This is a genomic window from Burkholderia sp. Bp8984 (assembly GCF_003853755.1).
Classification (GTDB): domain Bacteria; phylum Pseudomonadota; class Gammaproteobacteria; order Burkholderiales; family Burkholderiaceae; genus Burkholderia.
This window is the reverse complement of sequence record NZ_QTQN01000014.1, coordinates 133,928-159,342: the sequence shown is the minus strand read 5'-3', so window position 1 is coordinate 159,342 and position 25,415 is coordinate 133,928. Positions and strand designations below refer to the sequence as shown.

Annotated in this window: 28 protein-coding genes, 1 tRNA gene and 1 pseudogene; 9 read left to right on the top strand and 21 right to left on the bottom strand. The window is 68.9% G+C overall.

Going from position 1 to position 25,415, the window contains the following annotated elements; translation table 11 throughout:
- From DID98_RS16845 to waaA, 4 genes and pseudogenes are all read left to right on the top strand, one after another.
- A pseudogene (locus DID98_RS16845) lies at positions 1-167 on the top strand (phosphomannomutase/phosphoglucomutase); the annotation flags it as partial.
- Between the two features lie 177 nt (positions 168-344).
- On the top strand, positions 345-1,340 hold the full coding sequence (gene waaC / locus DID98_RS16840) for a lipopolysaccharide heptosyltransferase I (RefSeq protein ID WP_124487740.1): 996 nt from the start codon (positions 345-347) through the stop codon (positions 1,338-1,340).
- A 52-nt stretch (positions 1,341-1,392) separates the two neighbouring features.
- Positions 1,393-2,277, top strand: a complete 885-nt coding sequence (locus tag DID98_RS16835; protein WP_124521586.1) for a Kdo hydroxylase family protein — start codon at positions 1,393-1,395, stop codon at positions 2,275-2,277.
- A 37-nt stretch (positions 2,278-2,314) separates the two neighbouring features.
- Positions 2,315-3,670, top strand: coding sequence for a lipid IV(A) 3-deoxy-D-manno-octulosonic acid transferase (waaA, locus tag DID98_RS16830; RefSeq protein ID WP_124571050.1), 1,356 nt, complete (start codon positions 2,315-2,317; stop codon positions 3,668-3,670).
- 61 nt (positions 3,671-3,731) lie between these two features.
- On the opposite strand, the gene ureG is transcribed toward waaA, so the two are convergent.
- From ureG to hemN, 16 genes are all read right to left on the bottom strand, one after another.
- Positions 3,732-4,379: an urease accessory protein UreG gene (gene ureG, locus DID98_RS16825; protein ID WP_044846268.1), complete on the bottom strand. Its 648-nt coding sequence runs from the start codon at positions 4,377-4,379 to the stop codon at positions 3,732-3,734.
- 14 nt (positions 4,380-4,393) lie between these two features.
- Complete coding sequence (locus DID98_RS16820) at positions 4,394-5,074, bottom strand: urease accessory protein UreF (protein ID WP_124487743.1); 681 nt, start codon at positions 5,072-5,074, stop codon at positions 4,394-4,396.
- Positions 5,061-5,681 (bottom strand): urease accessory protein UreE, encoded by a 621-nt coding sequence (gene ureE, locus DID98_RS16815; RefSeq protein ID WP_124571049.1) that lies wholly within the window; start codon positions 5,679-5,681, stop codon positions 5,061-5,063. Before ureE ends, DID98_RS16820 begins: the two co-directional genes overlap by 14 nt.
- An 18-nt stretch (positions 5,682-5,699) precedes the next feature.
- Positions 5,700-7,406, bottom strand: coding sequence for an urease subunit alpha (ureC, locus tag DID98_RS16810; RefSeq protein ID WP_044846265.1), 1,707 nt, complete (start codon positions 7,404-7,406; stop codon positions 5,700-5,702).
- 28 nt (positions 7,407-7,434) lie between these two features.
- Entirely contained in the window at positions 7,435-7,740 is a 306-nt protein-coding gene (locus DID98_RS16805) for an urease subunit beta (RefSeq protein ID WP_044846264.1), read from the bottom strand.
- A 14-nt stretch (positions 7,741-7,754) separates the two neighbouring features.
- Positions 7,755-8,057 carry an urease subunit gamma gene (ureA, locus tag DID98_RS16800; RefSeq protein WP_006406310.1) on the bottom strand — a complete coding sequence of 101 codons (303 nt, stop codon included), beginning with the start codon at positions 8,055-8,057 and terminating at the stop codon, positions 7,755-7,757.
- 236 nt (positions 8,058-8,293) lie between these two features.
- Positions 8,294-9,169 carry an urease accessory protein UreD gene (locus DID98_RS16795; protein ID WP_124487745.1) on the bottom strand — a complete coding sequence of 292 codons (876 nt, stop codon included), beginning with the start codon at positions 9,167-9,169 and terminating at the stop codon, positions 8,294-8,296.
- 173 nt (positions 9,170-9,342) lie between these two features.
- Positions 9,343-10,035 carry an urea ABC transporter ATP-binding subunit UrtE gene (gene urtE, locus DID98_RS16790; protein WP_124487746.1) on the bottom strand — a complete coding sequence of 231 codons (693 nt, stop codon included), beginning with the start codon at positions 10,033-10,035 and terminating at the stop codon, positions 9,343-9,345.
- Between the two features lie 4 nt (positions 10,036-10,039).
- Entirely contained in the window at positions 10,040-10,897 is an 858-nt protein-coding gene (gene urtD, locus DID98_RS16785) for an urea ABC transporter ATP-binding protein UrtD (RefSeq protein WP_044846261.1), read from the bottom strand.
- Positions 10,894-12,081, bottom strand: coding sequence for an urea ABC transporter permease subunit UrtC (gene urtC / locus DID98_RS16780; RefSeq protein ID WP_124571048.1), 1,188 nt, complete (start codon positions 12,079-12,081; stop codon positions 10,894-10,896). Before urtC ends, urtD begins: the two co-directional genes overlap by 4 nt.
- Position 12,082: 1 nt before the next feature.
- A complete protein-coding gene (urtB, locus tag DID98_RS16775) occupies positions 12,083-13,702 on the bottom strand; it encodes an urea ABC transporter permease subunit UrtB (protein WP_124571047.1) in 1,620 nt (539 codons plus the stop codon).
- A 133-nt stretch (positions 13,703-13,835) separates the two neighbouring features.
- Positions 13,836-15,143, bottom strand: a complete 1,308-nt coding sequence (gene urtA / locus DID98_RS16770; protein WP_124571046.1) for an urea ABC transporter substrate-binding protein — start codon at positions 15,141-15,143, stop codon at positions 13,836-13,838.
- A 550-nt stretch (positions 15,144-15,693) separates the two neighbouring features.
- A complete protein-coding gene (locus DID98_RS16765; protein WP_124571045.1) occupies positions 15,694-16,017 on the bottom strand; it encodes a rhodanese-like domain-containing protein in 324 nt (107 codons plus the stop codon).
- 11 nt (positions 16,018-16,028) lie between these two features.
- Entirely contained in the window at positions 16,029-16,685 is a 657-nt protein-coding gene (locus DID98_RS16760) for a protein-L-isoaspartate O-methyltransferase (RefSeq protein WP_124487749.1), read from the bottom strand.
- 104 nt (positions 16,686-16,789) lie between these two features.
- The gene (locus DID98_RS16755; RefSeq protein WP_044846256.1) at positions 16,790-17,047 is read right to left on the bottom strand and encodes a hypothetical protein; all 258 of its coding nucleotides are present in this window, start codon (positions 17,045-17,047) and stop codon (positions 16,790-16,792) included.
- A 72-nt stretch (positions 17,048-17,119) separates the two neighbouring features.
- Positions 17,120-18,511, bottom strand: a complete 1,392-nt coding sequence (hemN, locus tag DID98_RS16750) for an oxygen-independent coproporphyrinogen III oxidase (protein ID WP_124571044.1) — start codon at positions 18,509-18,511, stop codon at positions 17,120-17,122.
- Positions 18,512-18,681: 170 nt separating this feature from the next.
- Between hemN and DID98_RS16745 the strand changes: the two genes are divergently transcribed.
- The 3 genes from DID98_RS16745 to DID98_RS16735 all read left to right on the top strand — a co-directional run bounded on the left by DID98_RS16745 (position 18,682) and on the right by DID98_RS16735 (position 20,625).
- Entirely contained in the window at positions 18,682-18,993 is a 312-nt protein-coding gene (locus DID98_RS16745; RefSeq protein WP_044846310.1) for a YkgJ family cysteine cluster protein, read from the top strand.
- Positions 18,994-19,134: 141 nt separating this feature from the next.
- Positions 19,135-19,716: a DUF1439 domain-containing protein gene (locus DID98_RS16740; RefSeq protein WP_044846254.1), complete on the top strand. Its 582-nt coding sequence runs from the start codon at positions 19,135-19,137 to the stop codon at positions 19,714-19,716.
- Between the two features lie 78 nt (positions 19,717-19,794).
- Positions 19,795-20,625 carry an undecaprenyl-diphosphate phosphatase gene (locus DID98_RS16735; RefSeq protein WP_044846253.1) on the top strand — a complete coding sequence of 277 codons (831 nt, stop codon included), beginning with the start codon at positions 19,795-19,797 and terminating at the stop codon, positions 20,623-20,625.
- A gap of 123 nt (positions 20,626-20,748) precedes the next feature.
- Here DID98_RS16735 and trmB read toward each other — a convergent pair whose 3' ends face one another.
- Both trmB and DID98_RS16725 read right to left on the bottom strand, forming a co-directional pair.
- On the bottom strand, positions 20,749-21,516 hold the full coding sequence (gene trmB / locus DID98_RS16730) for a tRNA (guanosine(46)-N7)-methyltransferase TrmB (RefSeq protein WP_059605632.1): 768 nt from the start codon (positions 21,514-21,516) through the stop codon (positions 20,749-20,751).
- A gap of 142 nt (positions 21,517-21,658) precedes the next feature.
- A tRNA-Gly gene (locus tag DID98_RS16725) sits at positions 21,659-21,733 on the bottom strand.
- A gap of 291 nt (positions 21,734-22,024) precedes the next feature.
- Here DID98_RS16725 and DID98_RS16720 point away from each other — a divergent pair.
- On the top strand, positions 22,025-22,369 hold the full coding sequence (locus tag DID98_RS16720) for a cupin domain-containing protein (RefSeq protein WP_059448122.1): 345 nt from the start codon (positions 22,025-22,027) through the stop codon (positions 22,367-22,369).
- 62 nt (positions 22,370-22,431) lie between these two features.
- Here the strand turns inward: DID98_RS16720 and DID98_RS16715 are convergent, their stop codons facing one another.
- Entirely contained in the window at positions 22,432-22,620 is a 189-nt protein-coding gene (locus DID98_RS16715; RefSeq protein ID WP_124571043.1) for a hypothetical protein, read from the bottom strand.
- A gap of 339 nt (positions 22,621-22,959) precedes the next feature.
- On the opposite strand from DID98_RS16715, the gene DID98_RS16710 reads away from it, so the two are divergent.
- On the top strand, positions 22,960-24,120 hold the full coding sequence (locus DID98_RS16710) for an enolase C-terminal domain-like protein (protein ID WP_124571042.1): 1,161 nt from the start codon (positions 22,960-22,962) through the stop codon (positions 24,118-24,120).
- A gap of 83 nt (positions 24,121-24,203) precedes the next feature.
- Here DID98_RS16710 and DID98_RS16705 read toward each other — a convergent pair whose 3' ends face one another.
- Together DID98_RS16705 and DID98_RS16700 are read right to left on the bottom strand one after the other, a co-directional pair.
- Positions 24,204-24,740 (bottom strand): chromate transporter, encoded by a 537-nt coding sequence (locus DID98_RS16705; protein WP_124571041.1) that lies wholly within the window; start codon positions 24,738-24,740, stop codon positions 24,204-24,206.
- Positions 24,737-25,348, bottom strand: coding sequence for a chromate transporter (locus tag DID98_RS16700; RefSeq protein ID WP_124571040.1), 612 nt, complete (start codon positions 25,346-25,348; stop codon positions 24,737-24,739). The genes DID98_RS16705 and DID98_RS16700 overlap by 4 nt, the downstream gene beginning before the upstream one ends.
- Between the last annotated feature and the right edge of the window lie 67 nt (positions 25,349-25,415).

Genomic DNA, 25,415 nt, shown 5'->3' with positions numbered 1-25,415 from the left:
TGCGCGTCGAGTACCCAGACGGCTTCGGCCTCGCGCGTTCGTCGAACACGACGCCGGTGGTCGTGCTGCGCTTTGAAGCGGAGACCAAGGAAGGGCTCGAGCGCATCCAGGCGGACTTCCGCCGCGTGCTGACGGCCGCGAAGCCGGACGTCGAGCTGCCGTTCTGAACCCCGGCGGCCTGCGGGCCCCCGCCGGTGCGACGACGGTAGAAGGATCGTCGCGCCATTCCCGAAAAGCGGCGCACGCTGACGGCGTGCGGCCGCTTTTTGCCTGTGTGCCTCCCCGGGCGCGATAAAATCGCGTCTTTATGCCTGTCGCCGGCTGTCCGCCGGCGTTTTTTCAGCGTGCAAAAGATCCTGATCGTGCGCGTGTCGTCGCTGGGCGACGTCGTGCACAACATGCCGGTGATCGCCGATATCCGGCGTCGCCATCCCGACGCGCAGATCGACTGGCTCGTCGAGGAGAGCTTCGTCGACCTCGTGCGGCTCGTCGACGGCGTGCGCGACGTGCTGCCGTTCTCGTTGCGCCGCTGGCGCAAGAAGCCGTTCTCGGGCGCGACGTGGCGCGAGATCCGCGCGTTCCGCAAGCGCCTCGCGGCCGAGCAGTACGACCTCGTGATCGACTGCCAGGGGCTCATCAAGACGGCCTGGGTCGCGAGCTGGGCGCGCGGCCCGCTCGCCGGCCTCGGCAATCGCACCGACGGCGCCGGCTACGAATGGCCGGTGCGCTTCTTCTATCGCAAGCGCGTGCCGATCGCGCCGCGCACGCACGTGGTCGAGCGTTCGCGCCAGCTGGTCGCGGCCGCGCTGGGCGACCCGGCGCCGACGCCGGCCGATCCGGTCGACTTCGGCCTCGATACGCGCGCGGCGGCGCGCGCGGTCGCGACGCTCGGCCTGAACCTGCCGGTGCCGTACGTGGTGTTCGTGCATGCGACGTCGCGCGCCGACAAGCAGTGGCCGGATGCCGCTTGGATCGAGCTCGGCCAGGCGCTCGTGCGGCGCGGCGCGTCGCTCGTGCTGCCGTGGGGCAACGACGCGGAGCGCGCGACCAGCGAGCGGCTCGCTCAGTCGTTCGGCGCGGCGGCGATCGTGCCGCCGAAGCTGTCGCTGCCGGCCGTCGTCGGCCTGATCGACGGCGCGGCCGCGACGGTCGGGGTTGATACAGGTCTGGTTCACATCGCGGCCGCGCTGAAGCGTCCGACGGTCGAACTGTACAATTTCGCGACGGCCTGGCGCACCGGCGGATACTGGTCGCCGAACGTCGTCAATCTCGGCACGGCGGGGCAGCCGCCGTCGATCGCGCAGGTGAAGGCGGCACTCGCGGGCTTCGGCCTGCTGTGATGCCCGTCATGCCTGTCCTGCCTGCCTTGCCTGTCACGCACGCGAACCGATCATGAGCGAATCCCAGATCATCGAAGTCCCGTCCGCCGACTGGAGCGGACACAACCTGTCGACGCCGCGCGAGCAGCTGCTCGCCGCGGTCGAGGAAGGCAAGGTGCTGTATTTCCCGCACCTGCGCTTCGCGATCGAAGGCGGCGAGGAAGCGTTGCTCGATCCGGCGCTCGCCGACCCGAAACGCAAGAACATCAGCCTCGCGCCGAACGGCGGCGCGCTCGTCGGCGTGCTAGGCGACAGCGTCACGCAATCGGCCGTGCGCGCGCTGGTCGCGCGCTTCCAGCAGCAGGCCGGCACGCTCGTCGACGGCCTGTTTCCCGAATACCGCGGCAAGCTGCGCGTCGCGCCGACGAGCCTGCGGCTGATGCAGGTCGAGACGCGCCAGACATCCTGGCGCAAGGACGACAGCCGGCTGCACGTCGACGCGTTCCCGTCGCGGCCGAACTACGGCGAGCGGATCCTGCGCGTGTTCACGAACGTGAACCCGGCCGGCGTGCCGCGCGTGTGGCGTGTCGGCGAGCCGTTCGAGGACGTCGCGAAGCGCTTCCTGCCGAAGATCCGGCCGCAGTTGCCGGGCTCGGCGTGGCTGTTGAACCTGCTGCACGTGACGAAGTCGCCACGCAGCGCGTACGACCACCTGATGCTGAACCTGCACGACGGGATGAAGGCCGATCTCGACTACCAGAAGACTTGTCCACAGCAGACGATGCCGTTTCCGCCGGGCAGCGTGTGGATATGTTTCTCGGATCAGACTTCGCACGCTGTGATGTCCGGCCAGTTCATGCTCGAGCAGACCTTCTTCCTGCCGGTCGACGCGATGGTGCGTCGCGAATGCGCGCCGCTCGGGATTCTCGAGCGCCTGCAGGGCAGGGCGCTGGTTTGAGCGCGCCTTTTCACCGACGCAATACGAGGGCTGCTGCATGCTGAGGGCGATCTATCGCACGCTGTGGTGGCTCGTCGCGCCGATCGCGGTGATCCGGCTCCTCGTGCGCTCGCGCAAGGAGCGCGGCTATCGCGAGCACATCGGCGAGCGCTTCGGCCACGTCGCCGGCCGTTCGCCGGACGATCGCGCGCCGCTGATCTGGGTGCATGCGGTGTCGGTCGGCGAGACGCGCGCCGCGCAGCCGCTGATCGACGCGCTGATGCGCGCGCGGCCCGACGCGCGCATCCTGCTCACGCACATGACGCCGAGCGGCCGCGCGACCGGCGAGCAGATCTTCGGCGAGCGCGTGCTGCGCTGCTACCTGCCGTACGACATGCCGGGCGCGGTGCGGCGCTTCCTGCGCGCCTGGCGGCCGACGCTCGGCCTCGTGATGGAAACCGAGGTGTGGCCGACGCTGATCGACGAGTGCCGCCGCGCGGACGTGCCGCTCGTGCTGACCAATGCGCGGATGTCCGCGCGCTCGCACCGGCGCGCGGCGAAGTTCGGCGCGGCGACGCGCGACGTGTTCGGCGGATTCTCGCGCGTGCTCGCGCAGAGCCCGGCCGACGCGGAGCGGCTGACGTCGCTCGGTGCACGCAACGTGGCGGTGCTCGGCAACCTGAAGTTCGACATGACGACGCCGCCGGAGCTGGCGGCGCGCGGCCACGCATGGCGCGACGCGATCGGCACGCGGCCGGTGTGGGTCGCGGCCAGCACGCGCGAGAACGAGGAGGCGCTGGTGCTGCAGGCGTTCGCCGCGATGAAGACGGCCGGTGCGCTGCTGATTCTCGTGCCGCGTCATCCGCAGCGCTTCGCCGAAGTGGAAGCGCTGGTCGCGCGCAATGGGTTCAAGTGCGTGCGGCGTTCGGTGTGGGCCGCCGACGCCGCGGCGCTCGCGGCCGGCCGGCCGGCCGCCGAACCGTTGCCGGCCGATGTGACGGTGCTGCTCGGCGATTCGATGGGGGAACTCGGCGCGTACTATGCGGCCGCCGACGTCGCGTTCATCGGCGGCAGCCTGCTGCCGCTCGGCGGGCAGAACCTGATCGAGGCGTGTGCGGTCGGCGTGCCGGTGCTGATCGGCCCGCACGTGTTCAACTTCACGCAGGCGACCGCCGATGCGGTCGCGGCCGGCGCGGCGATGCAGGTCGCGGATCCGCTCGATCTCGCGCACGTGCTCGATGCGCTGTTCGCCGACCACGCGCGGCGTGTCGCGATGGGCGCGGCCGGCGCCGCGTTCGCGTCGCGCCATCGCGGCGCGACCGCGCGCTCGGTGGACGTGCTCGCGGCGCTGCTGCCGCCCGTCGAGCGCGGCGGGCGTGCGATGCACGGCGCGGCCGACGCATCCGACGACTGAGCGGGCGGCGCAAGGCCGTCCCCCGGGCCGACGTGGCGGCGGCATGTCGCCGCCGCGTCGCTCACACCGTCAGCAATCCTTTCCTTTCGATGAACGCGACGACATCGGCGACGCCCTCGAGCGCTTTCAGGTTCGTCATCACGTAAGGCCGCTCGCCGCGCATCTTCTTCGTGTCGGACGCCATCACGTCGAGGTTCGCGCCGACGAGCGGCGCGAGATCCGTCTTGTTGATCACGAGCAGGTCGGACTTCGTGATACCGGGCCCGCCCTTGCGCGGAATCTTCTCGCCGCCGGCCACGTCGATCACGTAGATCGTCAGGTCCGACAGCTCGGGGCTGAAGGTCGCCGCGAGATTGTCGCCGCCCGATTCGATGAACACGATGTCGGCGTCGGGGAAGCGCGACAGCATGCGGTCGACGGCCTCCAGGTTGATCGACGCATCCTCGCGGATCGCCGTGTGCGGGCAGCCGCCCGTCTCGACGCCCATGATGCGTTCCTCGGGTAGCGCGCCCGCGACCGTCAGCAGGCGCTGGTCTTCCTTCGTATAGATGTCGTTCGTGATCGCGACGAGGTCGTAGCGCTCGCGCATCGCCTTGCACAGCATTTCGAGCAGCGTGGTCTTGCCGGAGCCGACCGGGCCGCCGATGCCGACGCGCAGCGGCGGCAGTTTCTTGGTGCGGCGGGCGGAGGAGGTTGCGGGTGCGTTCATGGCGTGGATCGGGTTCAGGAGCGGAACAACCGCGAATACTGGGTTTCGTGCCGTGCGGACAGGATGCCGAGCTGCGGCGCGAACGTGTTGATGGAGTCGGGCGGCGTCGCGAGCGCGCGGCGCACGGCCGCGTCGATCGCGCCGCGCAGCGCGACGATGATGCGCTGGCCGGCGAGCTGGCCGAGCGGCACCGCTTTCAGCGCGGCCGACGTCTGGTTCTCGACCCAGCCGAACGCGTATGCGGCGAGCGTGGCGTCGGCGCCGGCACCGTGTGCGGCCGCCGCGTATGCGAATGCGGTCGGCAGCGCGATCGGCGTGAGCGATGCGAGCGTCGCGCGGCGTGCGGCATCGCCCCATTCGAGCGACGCGCACAGTTGCGCGAGCGACCAGCCCATCTGCTCGGTCTCGCGGCGCAGCTCCGCCGATTCGCGGCTCGCGACGAACCATGCGTTCTCGCGCGCCAGCGCGTCGGCGTCGTGCGCGTGCCAGCGCGCGAGCTGGTGCGCGAGGAACGGCAGCTCGCCGTGTGCGAGCACGTCGGTCAGCCCGCTCGCGATCCAGTCGCGCGCGGTGTCGGCGTCGCGGATCAGGTTCGCGTCGAGCGCGGCTTCGAGTCCCTGCGAATAGCTGAACGCGCCGATCGGCAATGCGGGCGACGCGAGATGCAGCAGCGCGACGAGCTCAGTGGTGGTCATGACCGTGGTGGTCGTGCGAGCGGCCGGGACCATGCTGATGATCGTGATCGTGATCGTGATCGTGATCGTGCGAGTGCGAGTGCGAGTGGCCGTGGTGTTCGCCGAAGACCTGCTGCGCGAGCGCGTAGTCCTCGGCGAACGTCGCATCGTGCCCGTGCTTGTGGCCGCCGCCGTACGCGCCGGCTTCCGGCTGGAACGGTGCGCTCGTTTCCTCGACCTGCGTGTCGAGCCGGCGCAGCATGTCCGCGAGCACCGGATCGGCTTCGAGCTTCAGGTAACCGTCGCCGATCTCGACCGGCGTGTGACGGTTGCCGAGGTGATACGCGGCGCGCATCAGCGTGAGCGGGTCGGCCGCGCGCACCAGCAGCACGGTCTCGGAGGCAGCGGCGACGCGCACGAGCGCGCCGTCGTCGGCGACGAGCACGTCGCCGTCGCGCAGCACGGTGCCGCGCGGCAGCAGGACCGCGACGTCCTCGCCGGTGTCGAGCGTGGCCGCGAGGCGGCTCTTGCAGCGGGCGTCATAGGCGAGCGTGAGCGTCGGCGCGCGCGCGACGAGCGACGCGGCGAGCTTCACGTTCGGGGCAATGCGTTTGTCGAGGGTGCGCATGGAACGGAAAACCGGAAATCAGAACAGGAAATAGCGTTGCGCCATCGGCAGCACCGTCGCCGGCTCGCAGGTGAGCAACTGGCCGTCGGCGATCACGTCGTAGGTTTCGGGATCGACGCTGATCGACGGGCGCCATGCGTTGTGGATCATGTCGGCCTTCGTCACGTTGCGGCAGTTGCGCACGGGCACGACGCGCTTCGCGAGCCCGTAGCGTTCGGCGATGCCCGCGTCGGCCGCCATTTGCGACACGAAGGTCAGCGACGTGCGCGCGAGCGCACCGCCGCGCGTGGCGAACATCTCGCGGTAGTGGACCGGCTGCGGCGTCGGGATCGACGCGTTCGGGTCGCCCATCTGCGCCATCGCGATCATCCCGCCCTTCAGGATCATCGACGGCTTGATCCCGAAGAATGCGGGCTCCCACAGCACGAGGTCGGCCCACTTGCCGGGTTCGATCGAACCGACTTCGTGCGCGATGCCGTGCGTGATCGCCGGGTTGATCGTGTACTTCGCGACGTAGCGTTTCGCGCGGAAGTTGTCGTTGCGCGCGCCGTCCTCGGGCAGCGCGCCGCGCTGCACCTTCATCTTGTGCGCGGTCTGCCAGGTGCGGATGATCACTTCGCCGACGCGGCCCATCGCCTGCGAGTCGGACGACAGCATCGACAGCGCGCCGAGATCGTGCAGGATATCTTCGGCCGCGATCGTCTCGCGGCGGATCCGCGATTCGGCGAACGCGAGATCCTCGGCGATCGACGGATCGAGGTGGTGACACACCATCAGCATGTCGAGATGCTCGTCGAGCGTGTTGATCGTGTACGGGCGCGTCGGGTTGGTCGACGACGGCAGCACGTTCGCTTCGCCGCACACCTTCAGGATGTCCGGCGCATGGCCGCCGCCCGCGCCTTCGGTGTGGTACGTGTGGATCGTGCGGCCCTTGAACGCGGCGACGGTCGATTCGACGAAGCCGCCTTCGTTCAGCGTGTCGGTGTGGATCGCGACCTGCGTGTCGGTGTCGTCGGCGACCGACAGGCAGTTGTCGATCGCGGCGGGCGTCGTGCCCCAGTCTTCATGCAGCTTCAGGCCGATCGCGCCGGCCGCGATCTGCTCGACGAGCGGCTGCGGCAGGCTCGCGTTGCCCTTGCCGAGGAAGCCGAGGTTGATCGGCCAGCCGTCGGCCGCCTGCAGCATCCGCTCCATGTGCCACGGGCCCGGCGTGCAGGTCGTTGCGTTGGTGCCGGTGGCGGGCCCCGTGCCGCCGCCGAGCATCGTCGTGACGCCCGACGCGAGCGCTTCGTCGATCTGCTGCGGGCTGATGAAGTGGATGTGCGTATCGATGCCGCCGGCCGTCACGATCAGCCCTTCGCCGGCGATCACTTCGGTCGCCGCGCCGATCGCGATCGTCACGCCGGGCTGGATGTCGGGATTGCCGGCCTTGCCGATCGCGGCGATCCGGCCGTGCTTGATCGCGATGTCGGCCTTCACGATGCCCCAGTGATCGAGGATCACCGCGTTCGTGATGATCGTGTCGGGCACGTCGGCGGCCACGCGCTGCGACTGGCCCATCCCGTCGCGGATCACCTTCCCGCCGCCGAATTTCACCTCCTCGCCGTAGGTCGTGAAGTCGCGTTCGATCTCGATCAGCAATTCGGTATCGGCGAGCCGCACGCGGTCGCCCGTCGTCGGCCCGAACATTTCCGCGTACGCGCGGCGGCTCAAGCGTAGTGTCATGTGCTGTTCCTGAAGAGCGGGGCGCGGCTTACAGCGGCCCCATCACCTTGCCCTGAAAACCATAGACGGCGCGTTCGCCGGCCAGCTCGACGAGCTCGACGGTGCGCGTCTGGCCCGGCTCGAAGCGCACGGCCGTGCCGGCCGCGATGTTGAGCCGGAAGCCGCGCGCGGCCGCGCGATCGAACGACAGCGCGTCGTTGACTTCGAAGAAGTGGTAGTGCGAGCCGACCTGCACCGGGCGGTCGCCGGTGTTCGCGACGACGAGCGAGATCGTCGCGCGGCCCGCGTTCAGTTCGTGCTCGCCGTCGTCGGTGAGGATTTCGCCGGGGATCATGCGTGCTACCTCGGTCACGGAATCGGGTGGTGGACGGTGACGAGCTTGGTGCCGTCCGGGAAGGTCGCCTCGACCTGGATGTCGGGGATCATCTCCGGCACGCCGTCCATCACGTCGTCGCGCGTGAGCAGCGTCGTGCCGTAGTGCATCACCTCGGCGACGGTCTTGCCGTCGCGCGCGGCTTCCATCAGCGCGGCGGTGATGAACGCGACCGCTTCCGGATAGTTGAGCTTCAGCCCGCGCGCGCGGCGGCGCTCGGCCAGCAGCGCTGCCGTGAAGATCAGCAGCTTGTCCTTTTCTCGGGGAGTCAGTTTCATGAAGGCAGTCGTTCAGGAAAACGTAATTTTTATCGGTGCGCGGGATGCCGGCGGGGGCGCGGTTCATCGTAGCACCGTGCCGTTGTTCCTGCGTCGTGTATCCGATATGTAAGCAGCAAGGTGCGTGCCATGTCGGTGCGGCGTGCGGCGATGCGCGATCGTGGTGCGCGATGCATGGATCGTGGGCAGCACGGGCGGCGCTGCTGCGCCGAAACGGTGCGTGCCGGGCCGCGTGCTCAGGTCTGCCAGAGGCGCAGCGGTCGCGCGTCGACACCGTGCACGAGCGGGCGCAGGTGGAGCCAGCAGCCGGCGAAGTGACGCTGCAGCGCTTCCATCGACGTCGACACCGCGCGCACCAGCACGACGCCCGGCGTCACGCAGGTCGCGCCCGCGCGCAGCGTGTCGTCGAACGGCATCCGCGCGCCAAGCATTTCGGCGAGCGCGGCATCGCACGCGGCGCCGGCCGCCCACAGCGTGCCGTACACGGGAAAGCCGGCGAGGCCCTGCAGCGCGCCGCGCAGCGGATCGTGCGCGTCGAGCAGCGCGCGCTCGGTCCACAGCGGCCGGCCGTCGGCATCGACGAGTGCCGAACCCGACACGATGCGGCCCGCCGACCACGTTTCGCCGGCCGCCTGCCGGCCGAGCTGCGTCGCGTCCCAGCCGATCGCGCTCGCGCCCGCGCCGAGCGTCACCGTGAAGTCCAGCGCGGCGTGGGCCGCGTCGAAGAACAGGTTGTTCTGCGGCAGCCAGTCGAGCTTCGCGTGCGCGCCGACCGTGATGCCGATGCGTTGCGTCGCGTCGAGGCCGTTCGACTTGTACCACTTGGTCGCGCCGGGCGTCGTCAGCACCGCGTGCGTGCCGTCGCCGAGCGCGATGTCGATGTCGAGCCGGTCGCCGCCCGCGACACCGCCCGGCGGGTGGACGATGACCGCGTGGCAGATCGCGTCGCCTTCCGGATACAGCGGCCGCTGCACGCGCAGCGGGCCGTCGTGCAGCCGATGGACGAGCGTCGTGCGCGCGCCGTGCCGTTCGAAGCCGAGTTCGAGACGGCCGCGCCACGACTTGGCGACGGCGGGGCGGGACAGCGGGGCGTGGGAATCGAGGGCGGACATCGGCGGGAAGCAGGGAACGGGCGCGGTGATCGAGGATGCTACCGCAACACTATACGCTTGGGTGTTCGGGTTGCCGAACGTGGCGTAGGGGAGCGGCGACGGCACCGGCCATCGCGTGACATGCGTCGACCGTCGGCGCAACGCGTCGGCGCAATCCTGCGCTGCGTGGCGCGCTACACCGCGATCAGCTCGCGCACGCCGTTCGTTTCCATGTCCCGCGCATCGCCGCCGGCGATGACCTCGCCGCGGCTCATCACCCAGTAATGGTCTGCGATCGAGCGCGCGAAGTCGTAATACTGCTCGACGAGCAGCACGGTCATCTTCGATTCGTCGACGAGCTGGCGCAGCGTGCGGCCGATGTCCTGGATGATCGACGGCTGGATGCCCTCGGTCGGCTCGTCGAGGATCAGCAACTGCGGCTCGCTCATCAGCGCGCGGCCGATCGCGAGCTGCTGCTGCTGGCCGCCCGACAGGTCGCCGCCGCGCCGGGCGCGCATGTCCTTCAGCACCGGGAACAGGTCGTAGATGCGGTCGGGCACTTTCGATGGCGTCTTGCGGCTTGCCGCGCCGACGAGCAGGTTCTCCTCGACGGTGAGCCGCGGAAAGATGTCGCGGCCCTGCGGCACGTACGCGAGACCGGCCGCGACGCGCGCATACGGCGGCAGTGCGCCGAGCGCGGTGCCGCGCCACGACACGCTGCCGCTCTTCGCGGCGACGACGCCCATCAGGCAGCGCAGCAGCGTGCTCTTGCCGACGCCGTTGCGGCCGAGCAGCACGGTGAGCTTGCCGTCGTCGGCGGCCAGCGTCACGTTGCGCAGGATGTGGCTGCCGCCGTAGTACTGGTTCAGTGCATCGATCTTCAGCATTGCGTCACCGTCCGAGGTAAGACTCGATCACCGCGTCGTCGCGCTTGACCTGGTCGAGCGTGCCTTGCGCGAGCACCGCGCCTTCGGCCATCACCGTCACGCGGCCCGTGTCGCCCGCGAGCGCCGCAACGAACTCCATGTCGTGCTCGACGACCATCATCGAGCAGGTGCCGCGCAGCGTGTTCAGCAGCTTCGCGAGTTCCATCGTCTCGTGGTCGGTCATCCCGGCCGCCGGCTCGTCGAGCAGCAGCAGGGCGGGGCGCTGCATCAGCAGCATGCCGATCTCGAGCCGCTGCTTCTGCCCGTGCGACAACTCGCCGGCCGCGCGATACGCGTCGCTTTCGAGGCCGATCAGCGCGAGCGTCTCCTCGATCTTCGCCTGCGCCGCGCGGTCGAGCCGCGCGCGCAGCGACGCGAGCCAGCCCTTGTCGGTCTGCATCGCGAGTTCGAGGTTTTCCCACACCGGATGCTGTTCGAACACGGTCGGCTTCTGGAATTTGCGGCCGATCCCCGCGCGCGCGATCGCGGGTTCGTTCATCCGCGCGAGGTCGATGGTCTGGCCGAGAAACACCTTGCCGGCATCGGGCCGCGTCTTGCCGGTGATCACGTCCATCATCGTCGTCTTGCCCGCGCCGTTCGGGCCGATCACGCAGCGCAGCTCGCCCGCGTCGATCGCGAGCGACAGCTTGTTCAGCGCGCGAAAGCCGTCGAAGCTTACCTCGATGTCCTCGAGGTAGAGGATCGTGCCGTGCGACGTGTCGATGCCGGGCGGTGCCACGCGGCCCATCGATGCGCTGCCGCTGACGGCCAGCAGCTCGTCCTCGGGCGGTGGCGTGAACTGGTAGAGGGCGGTGCCGTTCATCCGCGTTTCCCCTTTGCGAGCAGCGTGTCGACGAGGCCCATGATGCCGCGCGGCAGCAGAAGCGGCACGAGCACGAAGATCAGGCCGAGAAAGAACAGCCAGTATTCGGCGAAGTACGCGGTAAAGAGGCTCTTCGCGCCGTTCACCGCGAATGCGCCGACGATCGGCCCGATCAGCGTGCCGCGCCCGCCCACCGCGACCCAGATCGCCATTTCGATCGAGTTGCCGGGCGACATCTCGCCGGGGTTGATGATGCCGACCTGCGGCACGTACAACGCGCCCGCGATCCCGCACAGCACGGCCGACAGCGTCCACACGAACAGCTTGTACGCGAGTGGGCTGTAGCCGAGGAACATCAGCCGCGTCTCGCCGTCGCGCACCGCGGTGACCACCCGCCCGAGCTTGCTGGTGACGATTGCGCGCGCGACGATGAACGCGAGCACGAGCGTCGCGAAGGTCAGCAGTAGCAGCACCGTGCGCGTGCCGGGCGACGTGATCGGAAACCCGGCGATGCGCTTGAAGTCGGTGAAGCCGTTGTTGCCGCCGAAGCCCGTCTCGTTGCGAAAGAACAGCAGCATCGCCGCGAACGTCAGCGCCTGCGTGATGATCGACAGGTACACGCCCTTCACGCGCGAGCGGAACGTGAAGAAGCCGAACACCCACGCGAGCACGGCCGGCACGAGCACGACCAGCGCGAGCGCCCACGCGAGATGCTGCGTGCCGCTCCAGTACCACGGCAGTTGATGCCAGTCGAGAAACACCATGAAGTCGGGCAGGTCGCTGCCGTACTTGCCGTCGCGGCCGATCTCGCGCATCAGGTACATGCCGATCGCATAACCGCCGAGCGCGAAGAAGAGGCCGTGGCCGAGGCTGAGAATGCCGCAGTAGCCCCACACGAGATCGAGAGCGAGCGCGGCGATCGCGTAGCACATCAGCTTGCCGGCGAGCGTCATCGCATACGCGGACAGATGGAACGTGCTCGACTCGGGCGCGACCAGCGCGGCGAGCGGCACGCCGATGCCGATCGCGACGCACAGCGCGACGAGCGCGAGCCATGCGCAACGCGACAGCAGCGCGGGGCGGGGCGGCAGGCCGAGCGCGAATTTTTCTTCCGCACGCGCGGCGGCAGCGGGCTTCGGCGCGTCGGCGATCGGCTTCGACAACGAATCGGTGATTGAAGTCATGTCAGGCCTCCGCGCTGCGTCCCTTCGGGGCGAACATGCCCTGCGGACGTTTCTGGATGAACAGGACGATCATCACGAGCACTGCGATCTTCGCGAGCACGGCGCCCCAGAACGGCTCGATCGCCTTGCTGACGAGGCCGAGCCCGAAGCCGCCGAGCACGGTGCCGGCGATCTGGCCGACCCCGCCGAGCACGACCGCCATGAACGAATCGATGATGTAGTTCTGCCCGAGGTCGGGGCCCACGTTGCCGATCTGCGACAGCGCGCAGCCGCCGAGGCCCGCGATGCCCGCGCCGAACGCGAACGCATACGCGTCGACGCGCGCGGTCTTCACGCCGACGCACGCGGCCATCCGGCGGTTCTGCGTGACCGCGCGCACGAACAGGCCGAGCCGCGTCTTCGTCAGCACGCCCCACGCGACGCACACGACCGCGAGCGCGAACGCGAGGATCGCGAGCCGGTTGTACGGCAGGATCAGGTTCTGCATCACGGTGACGCCGCCGCTCATCCACGACGGGTTCACGACCTGCACGTTCTGCGCGCCGAACAGCATGCGCGTCGCCTGGATCAGGATCAGGCTCACGCCGAAGGTCGCGAGCAGCGTCTCGAGCGGGCGGCCGTACAGGTGCCGCAGCACGAGCCGCTCCAGCACGACGCCGACCAGCGCGGCCGCCGCGAACGAGACGGGCACCGCGACGAGCGGATACCAGTCGAACGCGGCCGGCGCGTAGCGCTGGATCAGCGTCTGCACGACATAGGTTGCGTACGCACCGATCATCAGGAATTCACCGTGCGCCATGTTGATCACGCCGATCAGCCCGTACGTGATCGCGAGGCCGAGCGCCGCGAGCAGCAGCACGCTGCCGAGCGACAGGCCCGCGAACACGGTGCCGGCGATTTCGCCGCGGCGCTGCAGCGCGTGCAATGCGTCGAGGCCTTGCTGCGCGGCGTCGCGCACGCGCGCGTCGGGTTCCGTGTAGCTGCCGTCGGCATTCTTCGCGACGAGCGGGCGCAACTGCTCGATCATGTCGAGGTCGCGGCGCGCGGCCACCACCTGCACGGCTTCCAGACGCTTCGCCGGATCGGCGTCGTGCAGCGCGGCAATGGCCCACAGTGCGTCGAGGCGGCGCTTCAGCGCGGGATCGGTTTCCTTCGCGCGCGCGCGATCGATCATCGGCTTGAGCGCCGGGTCGGGCGACTTCAGCAGCGCATCGATCGCGTCGCGGCGCGCGGCGACGTCGGGCGACGCGAGTGCGAGGCCCGACAGCGCGCCGGCGATCTTCGTGCGCAGCAGGTTGTTCAGCATCACGGGCTGCGCGTCGCCGGCCGGCGTCGCGGCTTGCGTGAGCGCGTCGTGCGCGGTGTCGCCGGTCTGGATCAGCAGGCGGCCGTCGCCGGTCGCGAGCGCGTCGCCGCTCGACAGCGCATGGAGCAACGCGACGGCGCGCGGGTCGGCATCGGCGGCGAGATGGTCGACCGCGGCCGTCTTCGCGTCGAAGTCGTCGCCGGCGAGCGCGGCGGTATCGGCGGCCGTCAGGGCGAACGCGGCGCGCGGCAGTGCGCCCGCCAGCGCGGCACAGGCGACGACCGCGACGGCGGCGCGGCGAAAGCGTGTAGGCATCGGGAGATCCTGTCGGGCGTGGGAAAGCGGGTTCGTGCGGCGGTGCGCGTGCGATGCGTTACGGTGAGTACCGGCATTCGCGCACCATCCTGCAAGCGGAGCGCCACGCCGGTGCGCAGCGCCCCGCATCGCATCAGGCCAGCGCCGCGCGCTGCCGGCGCAGGAACGCCGGGATCGAGCTGACGATGTCCGGCTTGCCCTGGTTGCCTGCGATGAACGGGCTCCACGGCTGCGCGCGCACCGCGGTCTTCGTCTTCCACACGACGTTGAATTGCCCGTCGCCGCGAATCTCGCCGATCATCACCGGCTTGTGCAGGTGATGGTTGCCGTCCATCGAGAGCGTGAAGCCCGAGGGGCCGGCAACCGTCTGGCCGATCATCGCGACGCGCACCTTGTCGACGTCGGTGCTCTTCGCCTTTTCGACGGCCTGCTTCCACATGTGGATGCCCACGTAGGTTGCCTCCATCGGATCGTTCGTCACGCGCTTCGCGCCGCCCGGCAGGTTGTTCGCCTTCACCCACGCGGCAAACTGGTCCTTGAACTTCGTGTTGGTCGGGTTCTTCACCGACATGAAGTAGTTCCACGCGGCGAGATGGCCGACGAGCGGCTTCGTGTCGATGCCGCGCAGCTCTTCCTCGCCGACCGAGAACGCGACCACCGGCACGTCGGTCGCCTTGATCCCCTGGTTGCCGAGTTCCTTGTAGAACGGCACGTTCGAATCGCCGTTGATCGTCGAGACCACGGTCGTCTTGCCGCCCTGGGCGAAGTTCTTGATGTTCGCGACGATCGTCTGGTAATCGCTGTGGCCGAACGGCGTGTAGACCTCCTGAATGTCGGCGTCCTTCACGCCCTTCGATTTCAGGAACGCGCGCAGGATCTTGTTGGTCGTGCGCGGATACACGTAGTCGGTGCCGAGCAGGAAGAAGCGCTTCGCGCCGCCGCCTTCCGCGCTCATCAGGTACTCGACGGCGGGGATCGCCTGCTGGTTCGGCGCGGCGCCCGTGTAGAACACGTTGCGCGACATTTCCTCGCCTTCGTATTGCACCGGGTAGTAGAGCAGGCCGTTCAGTTCCTCGAACACCGGCAGCACCGACTTGCGCGACACCGACGTCCAGCAGCCGAACACGCACGCGACCTTGTCCTGCGTGAGCAGCTGGCGCGCCTTCTCCGCGAACAGCGGCCAGTTCGATGCGGGATCGACGACCACCGGCTCGAGCTTGCGGCCCATCACGCCGCCGTTCTTGTTGATCTCGGCGATCGTCATCAGCGCCGTGTCCTTCAGCGACGTTTCGGAGATTGCCATCGTGCCCGACAGCGAATGCAGGATGCCGACCTTGATCGGGCCCGTGCCCGCATCGGCCGCGTGAGCGAACGGACTCTTGCCTGCCAGCGCGAGTGCACCGGCCATCGAACCGAACTTCAACAGACTGCGACGTTTCATCGGGATCCCCTTGTCATGTTGGATGTGCGTGCGCCGTGGCGGCGCCGGCATCGGAGTAACGCAAGGCATGTGCCAGTCGCGCCGATGCACGCCGGGCGTGCCTGTGCGGGGCGGCGCGGGGCGCCGGCGCGGTGCGCATGACGCGTCGTGCAGCATGCGCGATCCGTTGCGGTGCGCTCGTGCGGGCGCAAATGGTGCACGGCTGGGGCCCGGGTTCGAGCGCGTGCATCACACGTCGAAGGGGGGGCGGCGCGGGATCGATGCGCACGCATCCGGTCGTGTCGTGTCGGCGTCGCGTGCACACGGCTTGGTCACGAAGTGCCAGGGGAGGGGCGAGGCGCTCCGCTCGACGGGTGCGTTGCCCGGGTTCTCGCCGCCTCGCGTCATCGAGCGGACGCGGATGGCCGGCGTGCTGAAACAAACGGAAGAGGATGGAACGGTGCAGCAGAAACGCAAACGGGCGCGCGATGCGCGCCCGTTCGGCGGGACTGGAGCGATCGGCTATTACTCGCCGGTCGCCGTGGCGGCGCGCGATGCGCCGCCGGGAAGGTCAGTAACGCGGTACGGACGGATCGACGTCACGCGACCACGCGTCGATGCCGCCCTGCAGGTTGTACAGCTTCGTGAAGCCGCGCGATTCGAGGAACATCGCGACTTGCGCGCTGCGCATCCCGTGATGGCACACGCAGACGATTTCCGTTTCGTCGTCGAGCTCCTCGCTGCGCGCGGGGATCTGCTGCATCGGGATCGACACGCTGCCGGCGATCTGCGCGGTCGAGATTTCCCACGGCTCGCGCACGTCGAGCACGACCGGCGCGGGGCGCGCCGGATCGCGAAGCCATTCCGCGAGCATCGCGGGCGTCAGGATCTGCATGGGGCCGCCGCTCAGAACTTGAACCGCGACGGTTCGATCGCGTTGACGAGGTGGTCGACGTAGGTTTCGAATACGTCGGCGACGCGGTACTGCTTCTCGTCGATGCGCGTGATGACCTGCGCCTTCATCACCGGACGGCCGCCGACGAACGCCGACAGGCGGCCGCCGATCTTCAGCTGTTCGAGCATCTGCTGCGGCACGACCGGCAGGCCGCCCGCGACGCAGATCACGTCGTACGGCGCCTTGTCGGGCCAGCCGAGCGAGCCGTCGCCGAGCGCGACTTCCGCGTTCGTCACGCCGTCGTTGCGCAGGTTGTCGGCCGCGAACTTCGCGATGGCCGGATCGATCTCGACGGCCGTCACGTGCTGCGCGCGATGCGCGAACAGCGCGGCCAGGTAGCCCGAACCCGCACCGATCACGAGCACGTTCTCGTGCTTCTTGACCGCCAGTTCCTGCAGCACGCGCGCTTCGACTCGCGGGAACAGCATCTTGCTGCGGCCGCCGGGCAGCGGCAACTCGAGGTCGGCGAACGCGAGATCGCGGTGTTCGGGCGACACGTAGTGTTCACGCTTGACGATCGACAGCAGGCCCAGGACGTCCAGATCCAGCACGTCCCACGGCCGGATCTGTTGTTCGATCATGTTGAAACGCGCGTTTTCGATATTCATGGTGTGGTCACGCAGCCAGGTCGGCCGTCAGCGGGGATAGAGAAACTTCGTGATTGTACCAAACGGGGCGGCGGCGAAGCCTTCAGACGGCCTGCAACAGACCTTTACGCCTTGCTCTTCTTGATCTGCGCCTCGAACGCGAGGTCGAGCTTGCTCGCCTTGCGCGGCTTTTTGGGGCCGAATTCGTCGACGAACCTGACGAATTCGTCGAGCGGCAGCGGCTCGCTGCGTTTCTCGGCGGTGCCGCCGGAGCGGTCGACCAGGTAGAACAGGCCGCCCGCCATCGCGACGGCGGCGAACTGCGGGTTGCCGGAACGGGTCTTCAGGCGTTCGACCGCGTGGGTTGCTTTGGTGGTGCGCATCGTGCGGGTTCTTGCATGGGCGTGGAGCCCCTTACTTTATCAAACCGGCCGCCCGCATGCGGCCGTGCGGTGTCAGACGGTGCGCGAGTAGCGCTGATGCGGCGTCTGGCCGAGGTACGCGTCGAACGCCATCGCGATGTTGCGCACGACCATCCGGCCGGCCGGATGGATCGTCAGGCGGTCGCCGGCGACGGTCAGCAGGCCGTCCTGCTCGAACCCGCGCAGCGCGTCGAGCTCGCGCGCGAAGTGATCGGCGAAGCGGATCCCGTGCGCCGCCTCGATATGCGAGAACGGCAGTTCGAGGTTGCACATCAGCTGCGTGATCACGTCGCGGCGCAGCCGGTCGTCGGGCGTGAGCCGCACGCCGCGCGCGATCGGCAGCCGGCCCGCGTCGAGCGCGGCGCCATAGGCCGGCAGGTCCTTCGCGTTCTGTGCGTAGACGTCGCCGACCTTGCCGATCGACGACACGCCGAGGCCGATCAGGTCGGTATCCGCGCGCGTGCTGTAGCCCTGGAAATTGCGTTGCAGCGTGCCGTTGCGCTGCGCGCGCACGAGTTCGTCGGAAGGCCGCGCGAAGTGGTCCATCCCGATGTACACGTAGCCGGCCTGCGTCAGCATGTCGATCGCGAGGCCGAGCAGTGCGATGCGCGTTGCGGGCGGCGGCAGCGTCGCGTCGTCGATCTGCCGCTGCATCTTGAACAGGTGCGGCATGTGCGCGTAGCCGAATACCGACAGGCGGTCCGGCGCGAGCTCGATGATCGTCTCGAGCGTGCGCGCGAACACGGCGACCGTCTGGTGCGGCAGCCCGTAGATCAGGTCGACGCTGACCGATTGGAAGCCCGTCGTGCGCGCGGCCGACAGCAGGTCGGCCGTCATCGCGCGCGGCTGGACCCGGTTGATCGCCTGCTGCACGACCGGATCGAAATCCTGCACGCCGAGGCTCAGCCGGTTGAAGCCGATGTTGCGCAGGTGGACGAGCGTCGCGGGCGTGACCGTGCGCGGGTCGATCTCGATCGAGAACTCGGCGCCGGCGTCCGGCGCGAGCGCGAAATGTTCGCGGGTGGCCGCCATCAGCTCGGCCGTTTCGTCGTCGGACAGGAAGGTCGGCGTGCCGCCGCCCCAGTGAAGCTGCGTGACTGGGCGCGCGGGATCGAACAGCGCGGCCTGCAGCGCCAGTTCGCGCTTCAGTTGCTCGAGATACGGGCGCGCGCGGCGGCGGTTGTTGGTCGCGATCTTGTTGCAGCCGCAATAGAAGCAGGCCGTATTGCAGAACGGGATGTGAAAGTACAGCGACAGGTCGCTCGCCGACGCGCCGGGATCGCCCGCGGCGCGCACGTAGTCGGCCGGGTCGAATTCGTCGCGGAACTGCAGCGCGGTGGGGTAGGACGTATAGCGCGGCCCGTTCGCACCGTACTTCGCGAGCAAATCGGGACGGAACAGTGTGTCGGCAGAACCGGAACTCATGATGGTCTCGCGCTTTTTGGATGCTTTGGAGTATATGAACGCGCGTTCCGGCTGCATTGTGTAATAACGTCGCAGCCGGCGGTGGCACAATGCGCGGTGGGCTGCCGCACGCTGCGTCCGGTTGCCGCACCGTTTTTTGTTGTTCGTGAGAGAGCCGAGTGTCCGTCGAAATGCCTGTCCGTCCGGCGCCCGCCGAGGTCCCGCCGCCGCATGCGTGCCGCGAGGGGTGCGGCGCATGCTGCATCGCGCCATCGATTTCCTCGCCGATTCCGGGGATGCCCGACGGCAAGCCGGCCGGCGTGCGCTGCGTGCAGCTCGGCGACGACCTGCGCTGCCGGATCTTCGGCCGGCCCGAGCGGCCCGCGTGCTGTTCCGGGCTGCAGCCGTCCGCCGAGATGTGCGGTGCGTCGCGCGACGACGCGCTCGCGTGGCTGACGCGCCTCGAGATCGCGACGCAGCCGTCGCCCGGCGCGGCCCGCTGACGCGCTGCCCGCGCTGTCGTTTGCCGGCACGCGCATGGAACCGGCGACGCGCGTCGAAGCACTAACTTCGGTCCCCGGCGCCACATGGGGCGGAGCCGATAACCGGACTGCCGCTTCGCCCGATACAGGAGATTGTTCAGCATGACCGCATCTTGCACGCCTGGCCGGCGCCGCTTCCTCGCCGCTTGCGCCGGCGCCATCGGCGTGTCGGTATCGCTCGCCGCCTGCGCGTCGACGTTTCCGTTCATTCCCGATCACTACACGTTCTCGCGCGGCGACGTGCAGAAGGCCGTCGCGCGCAAGTTTCCGTACCAGAAGACGGTCGCGCAGGTCGTCGACGTGTCGCTGGCGAATCCGGCCGTCAACCTGCTGCCCGACCAGAACCGCGTCGCGGTGCAGCTCGATGCGCATTTCGCGAGTCCGTTCCTGAGCGAACCGGTGAGCGGCAAGTTCACCGTGTCGGGCCAGCTGGCCTACGACGCGCCGAGCCGCTCGGTCGTGCTGAAGGCGCCGGCCGTCGACAGCCTCGTGCTCGACGGCAACGCGCAGATGTACGCGCAACAGGTCGGCGCGGCCGCCGGCCTGCTCGCGACGCAGGTGCTGACCAACTATCCGATCTATACGTTCAAGCCCGAGCAACTGCAATTTGCCGGCGTGAACTACGAACCCGGTACAATTACGATTCTTACAAACGGCATACGCGTGGCGATCGTCGAAAAGTGACGGCGCACCGCGCGCGGCCGGGCGGGCCGCGGCGGTGACGCGGCCTTTTCTTTCGACTACTTCGGAGTTGGGCCACGGATGGACTGGATCCTGATCTGCAAGGCATTGATCCTCGGCGTCGTCGAGGGGCTGACGGAATTCCTCCCGGTGTCGAGCACCGGCCACCTGATCGTCGCGGGCAGTTTCCTGAATTTCAACGATGCGCACGCGAAGACCTTCGACGTCGTGATCCAGTTCGGCGCGATTCTCGCGGTCTGCTGGGAATACCGGCAGCGGATCGTGTCCATCGTGTCCGGGCTGCCGAGCCGGCCCGACGCGCAGCGCTTCACGCTGAACGTCGTGATCGCGACCATTCCCGCGATCGCGCTCGGCCTGCTGTTCGAGAAGAAGATCAAGGCCGTGCTGTTCTCGCCGGTGCCGGTCGCATTCGCGCTCGTCGTCGGCGGCGCGATCATCCTGTGGGCCGAGGCGCGGCAGCGCGAACGCAGCGAGCCGCCGCGCGTGCAGTCGGTCGATGCGCTCACGCCGCTCGATGCGCTGAAGGTCGGCCTCGCGCAATGCTTCGCGCTGGTGCCGGGCATGTCGCGCTCCGGCTCGACGATCATCGGCGGGATGCTGTTCGGCCTCGACCGGCGCGTCGCGACCGAATTCTCGTTCTTCCTCGCGATTCCGATCATCTTCGGCGCGACGCTCTATGAAACCGTCAAGGACTGGCAGGCATTCACGGTCGACTCGCTCGGCCTGTTCGCGCTCGGGCTGGTGGCCGCGTTCGTCAGCGCGTTCGTGTGCGTGCGCTGGCTGCTGCGCTTCGTCGCGACGCACGACTTCACCGTGTTCGCGTGGTACCGGATCGCGTTCGGCCTGTTCGTGTTGCTGGTGGGCTACAGCGGGTGGCTGAACTGGGCGTGATGCCGGTGCGGGGCACAGGTGCTCCCGACAGATGGATGAAGAACGGCCCGATCGGCAAGATGCCGGTCGGGCCGATTTTCATGGCGCGGCGCGCAGCATGCGCCGTGCTGCCGCGAGCCGTGGTCAGCCGGCGCGCTTGCGGAACACCAGGTCCCACACGCCGTGGCCGAGCCGCAGCCCGCGCCGTTCGAACTTCGTGACGGGGCGGTAGTCGGGGCGCGGCGCGTAGTCGGCGGCCGTGTTTTCGAGCGTCGGTTCGGCGCCGAGTACTTCCAGCATCTGTTCCGCATAGTTCTGCCAGTCGGTCGCGCAATGCAGGTACGCACCCGGTTTCAGGCGTGATGCGAGGTGCGCGACGAGCGGCGGCTGGATCAGCCGGCGCTTGTGGTGACGCGCCTTGTGCCACGGATCCGGGAAGAAGATGTGCACGCCGTCGAGGCTTTCCGGCGCGAGCATGTGCTCGAGCACTTCGACCGCGTCGTGCTGGATGATGCGGATGTTCGGCAGGTCCTGCTCGCCGATCAGCTTCAGCAGCGCGCCGACGCCCGGCTCGTGCACCTCGACGCCGAGGAAGTCGTCGCCCGGGCGATGCGCGGCGATTTCCGCGGTCGACGCGCCCATCCCGAAGCCGATTTCCAGGATGCGCGGCGCGCGGCGGCCGAACACGGCGTCCCAGTCGGGGATTTCAGCGGCGTACGGCACGACGAAGCGCGGGCCCAGATCGTCGAGCGCGCGACGCTGGCCGGTCGACACGCGGCCGGCGCGCGTCACGAAGCTGCGGATGCGGCGTCGGTGCAGCGGATTGACTTCGTCGGCGCCGTCGGCGGCTTCGTCGGGAAGGGCGGCGTCGTCCGGCGGCAGGCCGGCTTCGTTCGGATCGTCGTGCATCATCGGTGACAGAGAAAGGCTTGGTTCGGGCGCGGGCCCGTTACGCCCGCTACGCGCAGCGGTGCTGCCGGATGGACAGGCAGATGGTACAAAAAAGCCGCCTTCGACGAGGCGGCTCTTGCGCAGGCTGCCGAGCAGCCGAAGGTGGAGCGGGCGATGGGAATCGAACCCACGTCATCAGCTTGGGAAGCTGAGGTAATGGCCATTATACGACGCCCGCAGAACGCGTAATTCTACAGGGTTTGGCGCGGATGTTGCAAGCAAGGCGTTTTGAGGCGTTTTGGCCGCCGGCCTTGAAACCGGCATGGCCCGGTGGCGGTGCGATTGAGCGTCAAGGATCGGTCTGCAGCGGTCCGTCAACGCAAGGCCGTCCGGAAAATGCGCTGGCGGCGCGCCTGCATGCGGGCCCGTGTCGAAAATGGACGAGTCGGTGTCGGACGCATACAAGCTGCGGTGCAGCTTTCGAACTAACGTGACAGACCTCTTACCCGATCGTTAGTCTGGAGCTGACATGTCCGATTTCATCACCGTTCTGCGCAAAACCTGCCCGACCCCGGTCGTCGACGCGACCAAGTGGAAGCGCATCGGCGGCGATCCGCACACCGTGAACCTCAACGCCTACGTCTCCAAGGACGGCAGCAAGATCATGGGCACCTGGATCTGCACGCCGGGCAAGTTCGAGGTGAACTACGAGAAATGGGAGTACTGCCACTTCCTCGACGGCTACTGCATCATCACGCCGGAAGGCGAGGAGCCGGTGCACCTGAAGGCCGGCGACGTGTTCGTGATCGAACCCGGCATGAAAGGAACGTGGGAAGTGGTGGAGACGGTGCGCAAGTACTTCGTCTTCGCCTGAGCGTGTGGATCGGTTCGGGCTGCGCCAACGCGCCGGTCGCACCGACGCGTTGAGCCGCACCTTCAGCCGATCCCGACGAACAGCGGATTCAGCCGGGGATCGCCAGCAGCGAACCCCGGCCCAACAAAATAAAACGCGTTCCGGGTCGGAAGCAGCTCGCCGAGCGTGGTCGCACGCCCGGCCGGTTCCACTATCGCGCGGATCGCGCCGGGTGACGCGCTGTTCACCCGCCTGCTCACCGGCAGCGACATGTTTCGCGTGCGATGCCGATCGGCGCGGCGGTGCCGCGGTATAAGCGTAAATCGCGGGGGCGCCATTGGATCTCGGCGCGCGTTGCCGAGGCCGCGCATGGCCGACGCGCAAATGCACGTGTCACGCGCCTCGCGCATGACGGAGCACGCATGCGCGCACCGATGCGGTACGGCACGATTCGGACCCTGTCGATCAAGTCGCATGACTTCACGGCATCGCGACGATCGCGAGCATGCAGGGCATCGCGCAAGCGCCTATGATGCAGCGATCCGCCCGTCACGCCGGCTGCCGCGCGTGCATGGCCCGCGAACGCCGAACGTTTTCCCGGAACCCCGACCATGCGCATCACCGACATCCGTGAGCAGGCGATCCCGGTTTCCCGCTATGCCGATCCGGCGATTCCGTCGGGCGGCCTGACGACGAGCGTCGTCGCGATCGTCACCGATGTCGTGCGCGATGGCCGGCCGGTCACGGGCTATGGCTACGCGTCGGTCGGCCGCCATGCGCAGGGCGGGCTGATTCGCGAACGGTTCGCGCCGCGTCTGCTGGCCGCCGCGCACGCCATCGCCGACGACGCCGGCACGAACCTCGATCCGTTTCGCGCATGGCGCGCGATGATGGCGGGCGAGAAGCCCGGCGGGCACGGCGAACGCTGTGTCGCGGTCGGCGTGCTCGACATGGCGATCTGGGATGCCACAGCGAAGATCGCGGGCCTGCCGCTCCATCGCTTCGTCGCCGACCGGCTCGCGCGCGACGCGGCGCCCCGCGTGCGCGTCTACGCGGGCGGCGGCTACCGCTATCCGCACGACGATCTCCCGCACCTGTCGGACGAGATGCGCCGCATCGCCGATCTCGGCTACACGCACGCGAAGATCAAGATCGGCGGCCCGGATATCGACCAGGACACACGCCGCGTCGAAACCGCCGCGGCCTGCCTTGCCGACAGCTCGCATCTCGCGGTCGACGCGATGAACGCGTACGACGCGACGAGCGGCCCCGCTGCCGCCGCGCGGCTGGCCCCGTTCGAACTCTGGTGGTTCGAGGATCTGTGCGACCCGCTCGACCTGCCGCTTCACGCGGACCTGCCTGCGCAATACACGCCGCCGGTCGCGGCCGGCGAGGCGTTGTTCTCGCTCGCGGAAGCGAAGCTGCTCGAGCGCTACGGCGGCCTGCGCCCGGACCGCGACGTCCTCGTGTTCGATCCGGTGCATTGCTATGGCCTGCCGGGCTACCTGCAGATCGTCGACCATTTCGTGTCGAACGGCTGGCGGCGCGATGCGTTCTGGCCGCATGGCGGCCATCTGTTCTCGCTGCACGTCGTGTCGGCGCTCGGGCTTGGCGGCGCGGAAGTCAGCCCGTTCGCGTTCCATCCGTTCAGCGGGCTGGCGGACGGCGCAACGGTCGACGCCGGCTACACGCCCGTGCCGCAGGCGCCGGGCATCGGTTTCGAGGTGCATGCCGATGCCTGTCGCGCGTTTCGCTCGGTCGCGGGCCGCTGACCGGCGCCGCCGGTGTCAGCGCGCGTCGATCGCGAAGCGGGCCGTGCATGCTTTGGCGGGCCGGCTTGGCGCGGATGCCGCCGTCAGCCGATCGCGTGCACGCCGACCAGCAGCAACGCGCCGACGACGATCAGCAGCAACGCATGAATGCGCGTGCCCATCACGCACACGGTCGACCCGACCGCGATCGCCCGCGCGGCCCCGCCGCCGTCGAGCGCGCGCAGCAGCACCCAGACCGACGCGAGGATCATGCCGGCCGCGACCGGGCGCAGGCCGGCTTCGAGTGCGATCTGCCAGCGTGCGCCCTGGTGCCGCCGCCACAGATGCGCGACGCCGTAGATCAGGAACGCGGTCGGCCCGAACAGCGCGAGCGTCGCGATCACCGCGCCCCAGAAGCCCGCCACCTGCCAGCCGATCAGCGTCGCGAGCAGCGAGCCGGGGCCGGGTGCCATCCGCGCGATCGCGAAGTCGTTCACGAACTGCGTGGCCGTCATCCAGTGATGCACGTCGACGACCTGCCGCTGGATGTCGGCGATGATCGCCTGTCCGCCGCCGATCGTCGCGATCGACAGCGGCGCGAATACGCCGAACAGGGCGGCATAGCGTGACGGGGCAGTCATCGTTCGGCGCTCCCGCCGGTGGCGGCGCCCGCACGGCGGTATTCGAGCGCGACGCTCAGCGTGCCGCCGATCAGCACGGTCCAGACGAGCGGCCAGTGCAGCACCGCCACCGACACGAACGTGAGTGTCGTCACCGCAAACGGCAGCGCGCGGCGCGGCAGCCGGCGCACCGCGGTGATCGCCATCGAGATCGACAGCCCGATCGCCGCGGCGGCCGCGCCCGCGAGTGCGACATGCGTGAGCGGAAAGCGCGTGAGCGTCGAGAACGCGACGCCGAACAGCACGATCAGCACGGCCGGCGGTGCGATGATGCCGGTGAAGCCGGCCACCGCGCCGCGCCATCCGGCCAGCCGGTAGCCGATCCAGATCGCGAGATTCTTCACGTTGACGCCCGGCAGCGCCTGCGACAGCGCGAGGCCGTTGAGGAACGCCTCTTCGTCGAGCCAGCGCCGCTCGTGCACGAAGTCGCGCATCATGCGCCCGCTCAGCCCGCCGCCGAAGCTGGTGAGGCCGATTTGCGCGAACGCGATGAACAGGGCGAGGACGCCGGGGGGCGGGGCAGCGCCGTCGGGCGGCGCGGGTGCGATCGGGGTGGCGGGCGAAGACATCGGACGGACAAGGCGCGGCGGGTGGGCAGTCGCCCATGGTAGCAAGCGGTGCCTGTCAGCACGCTGA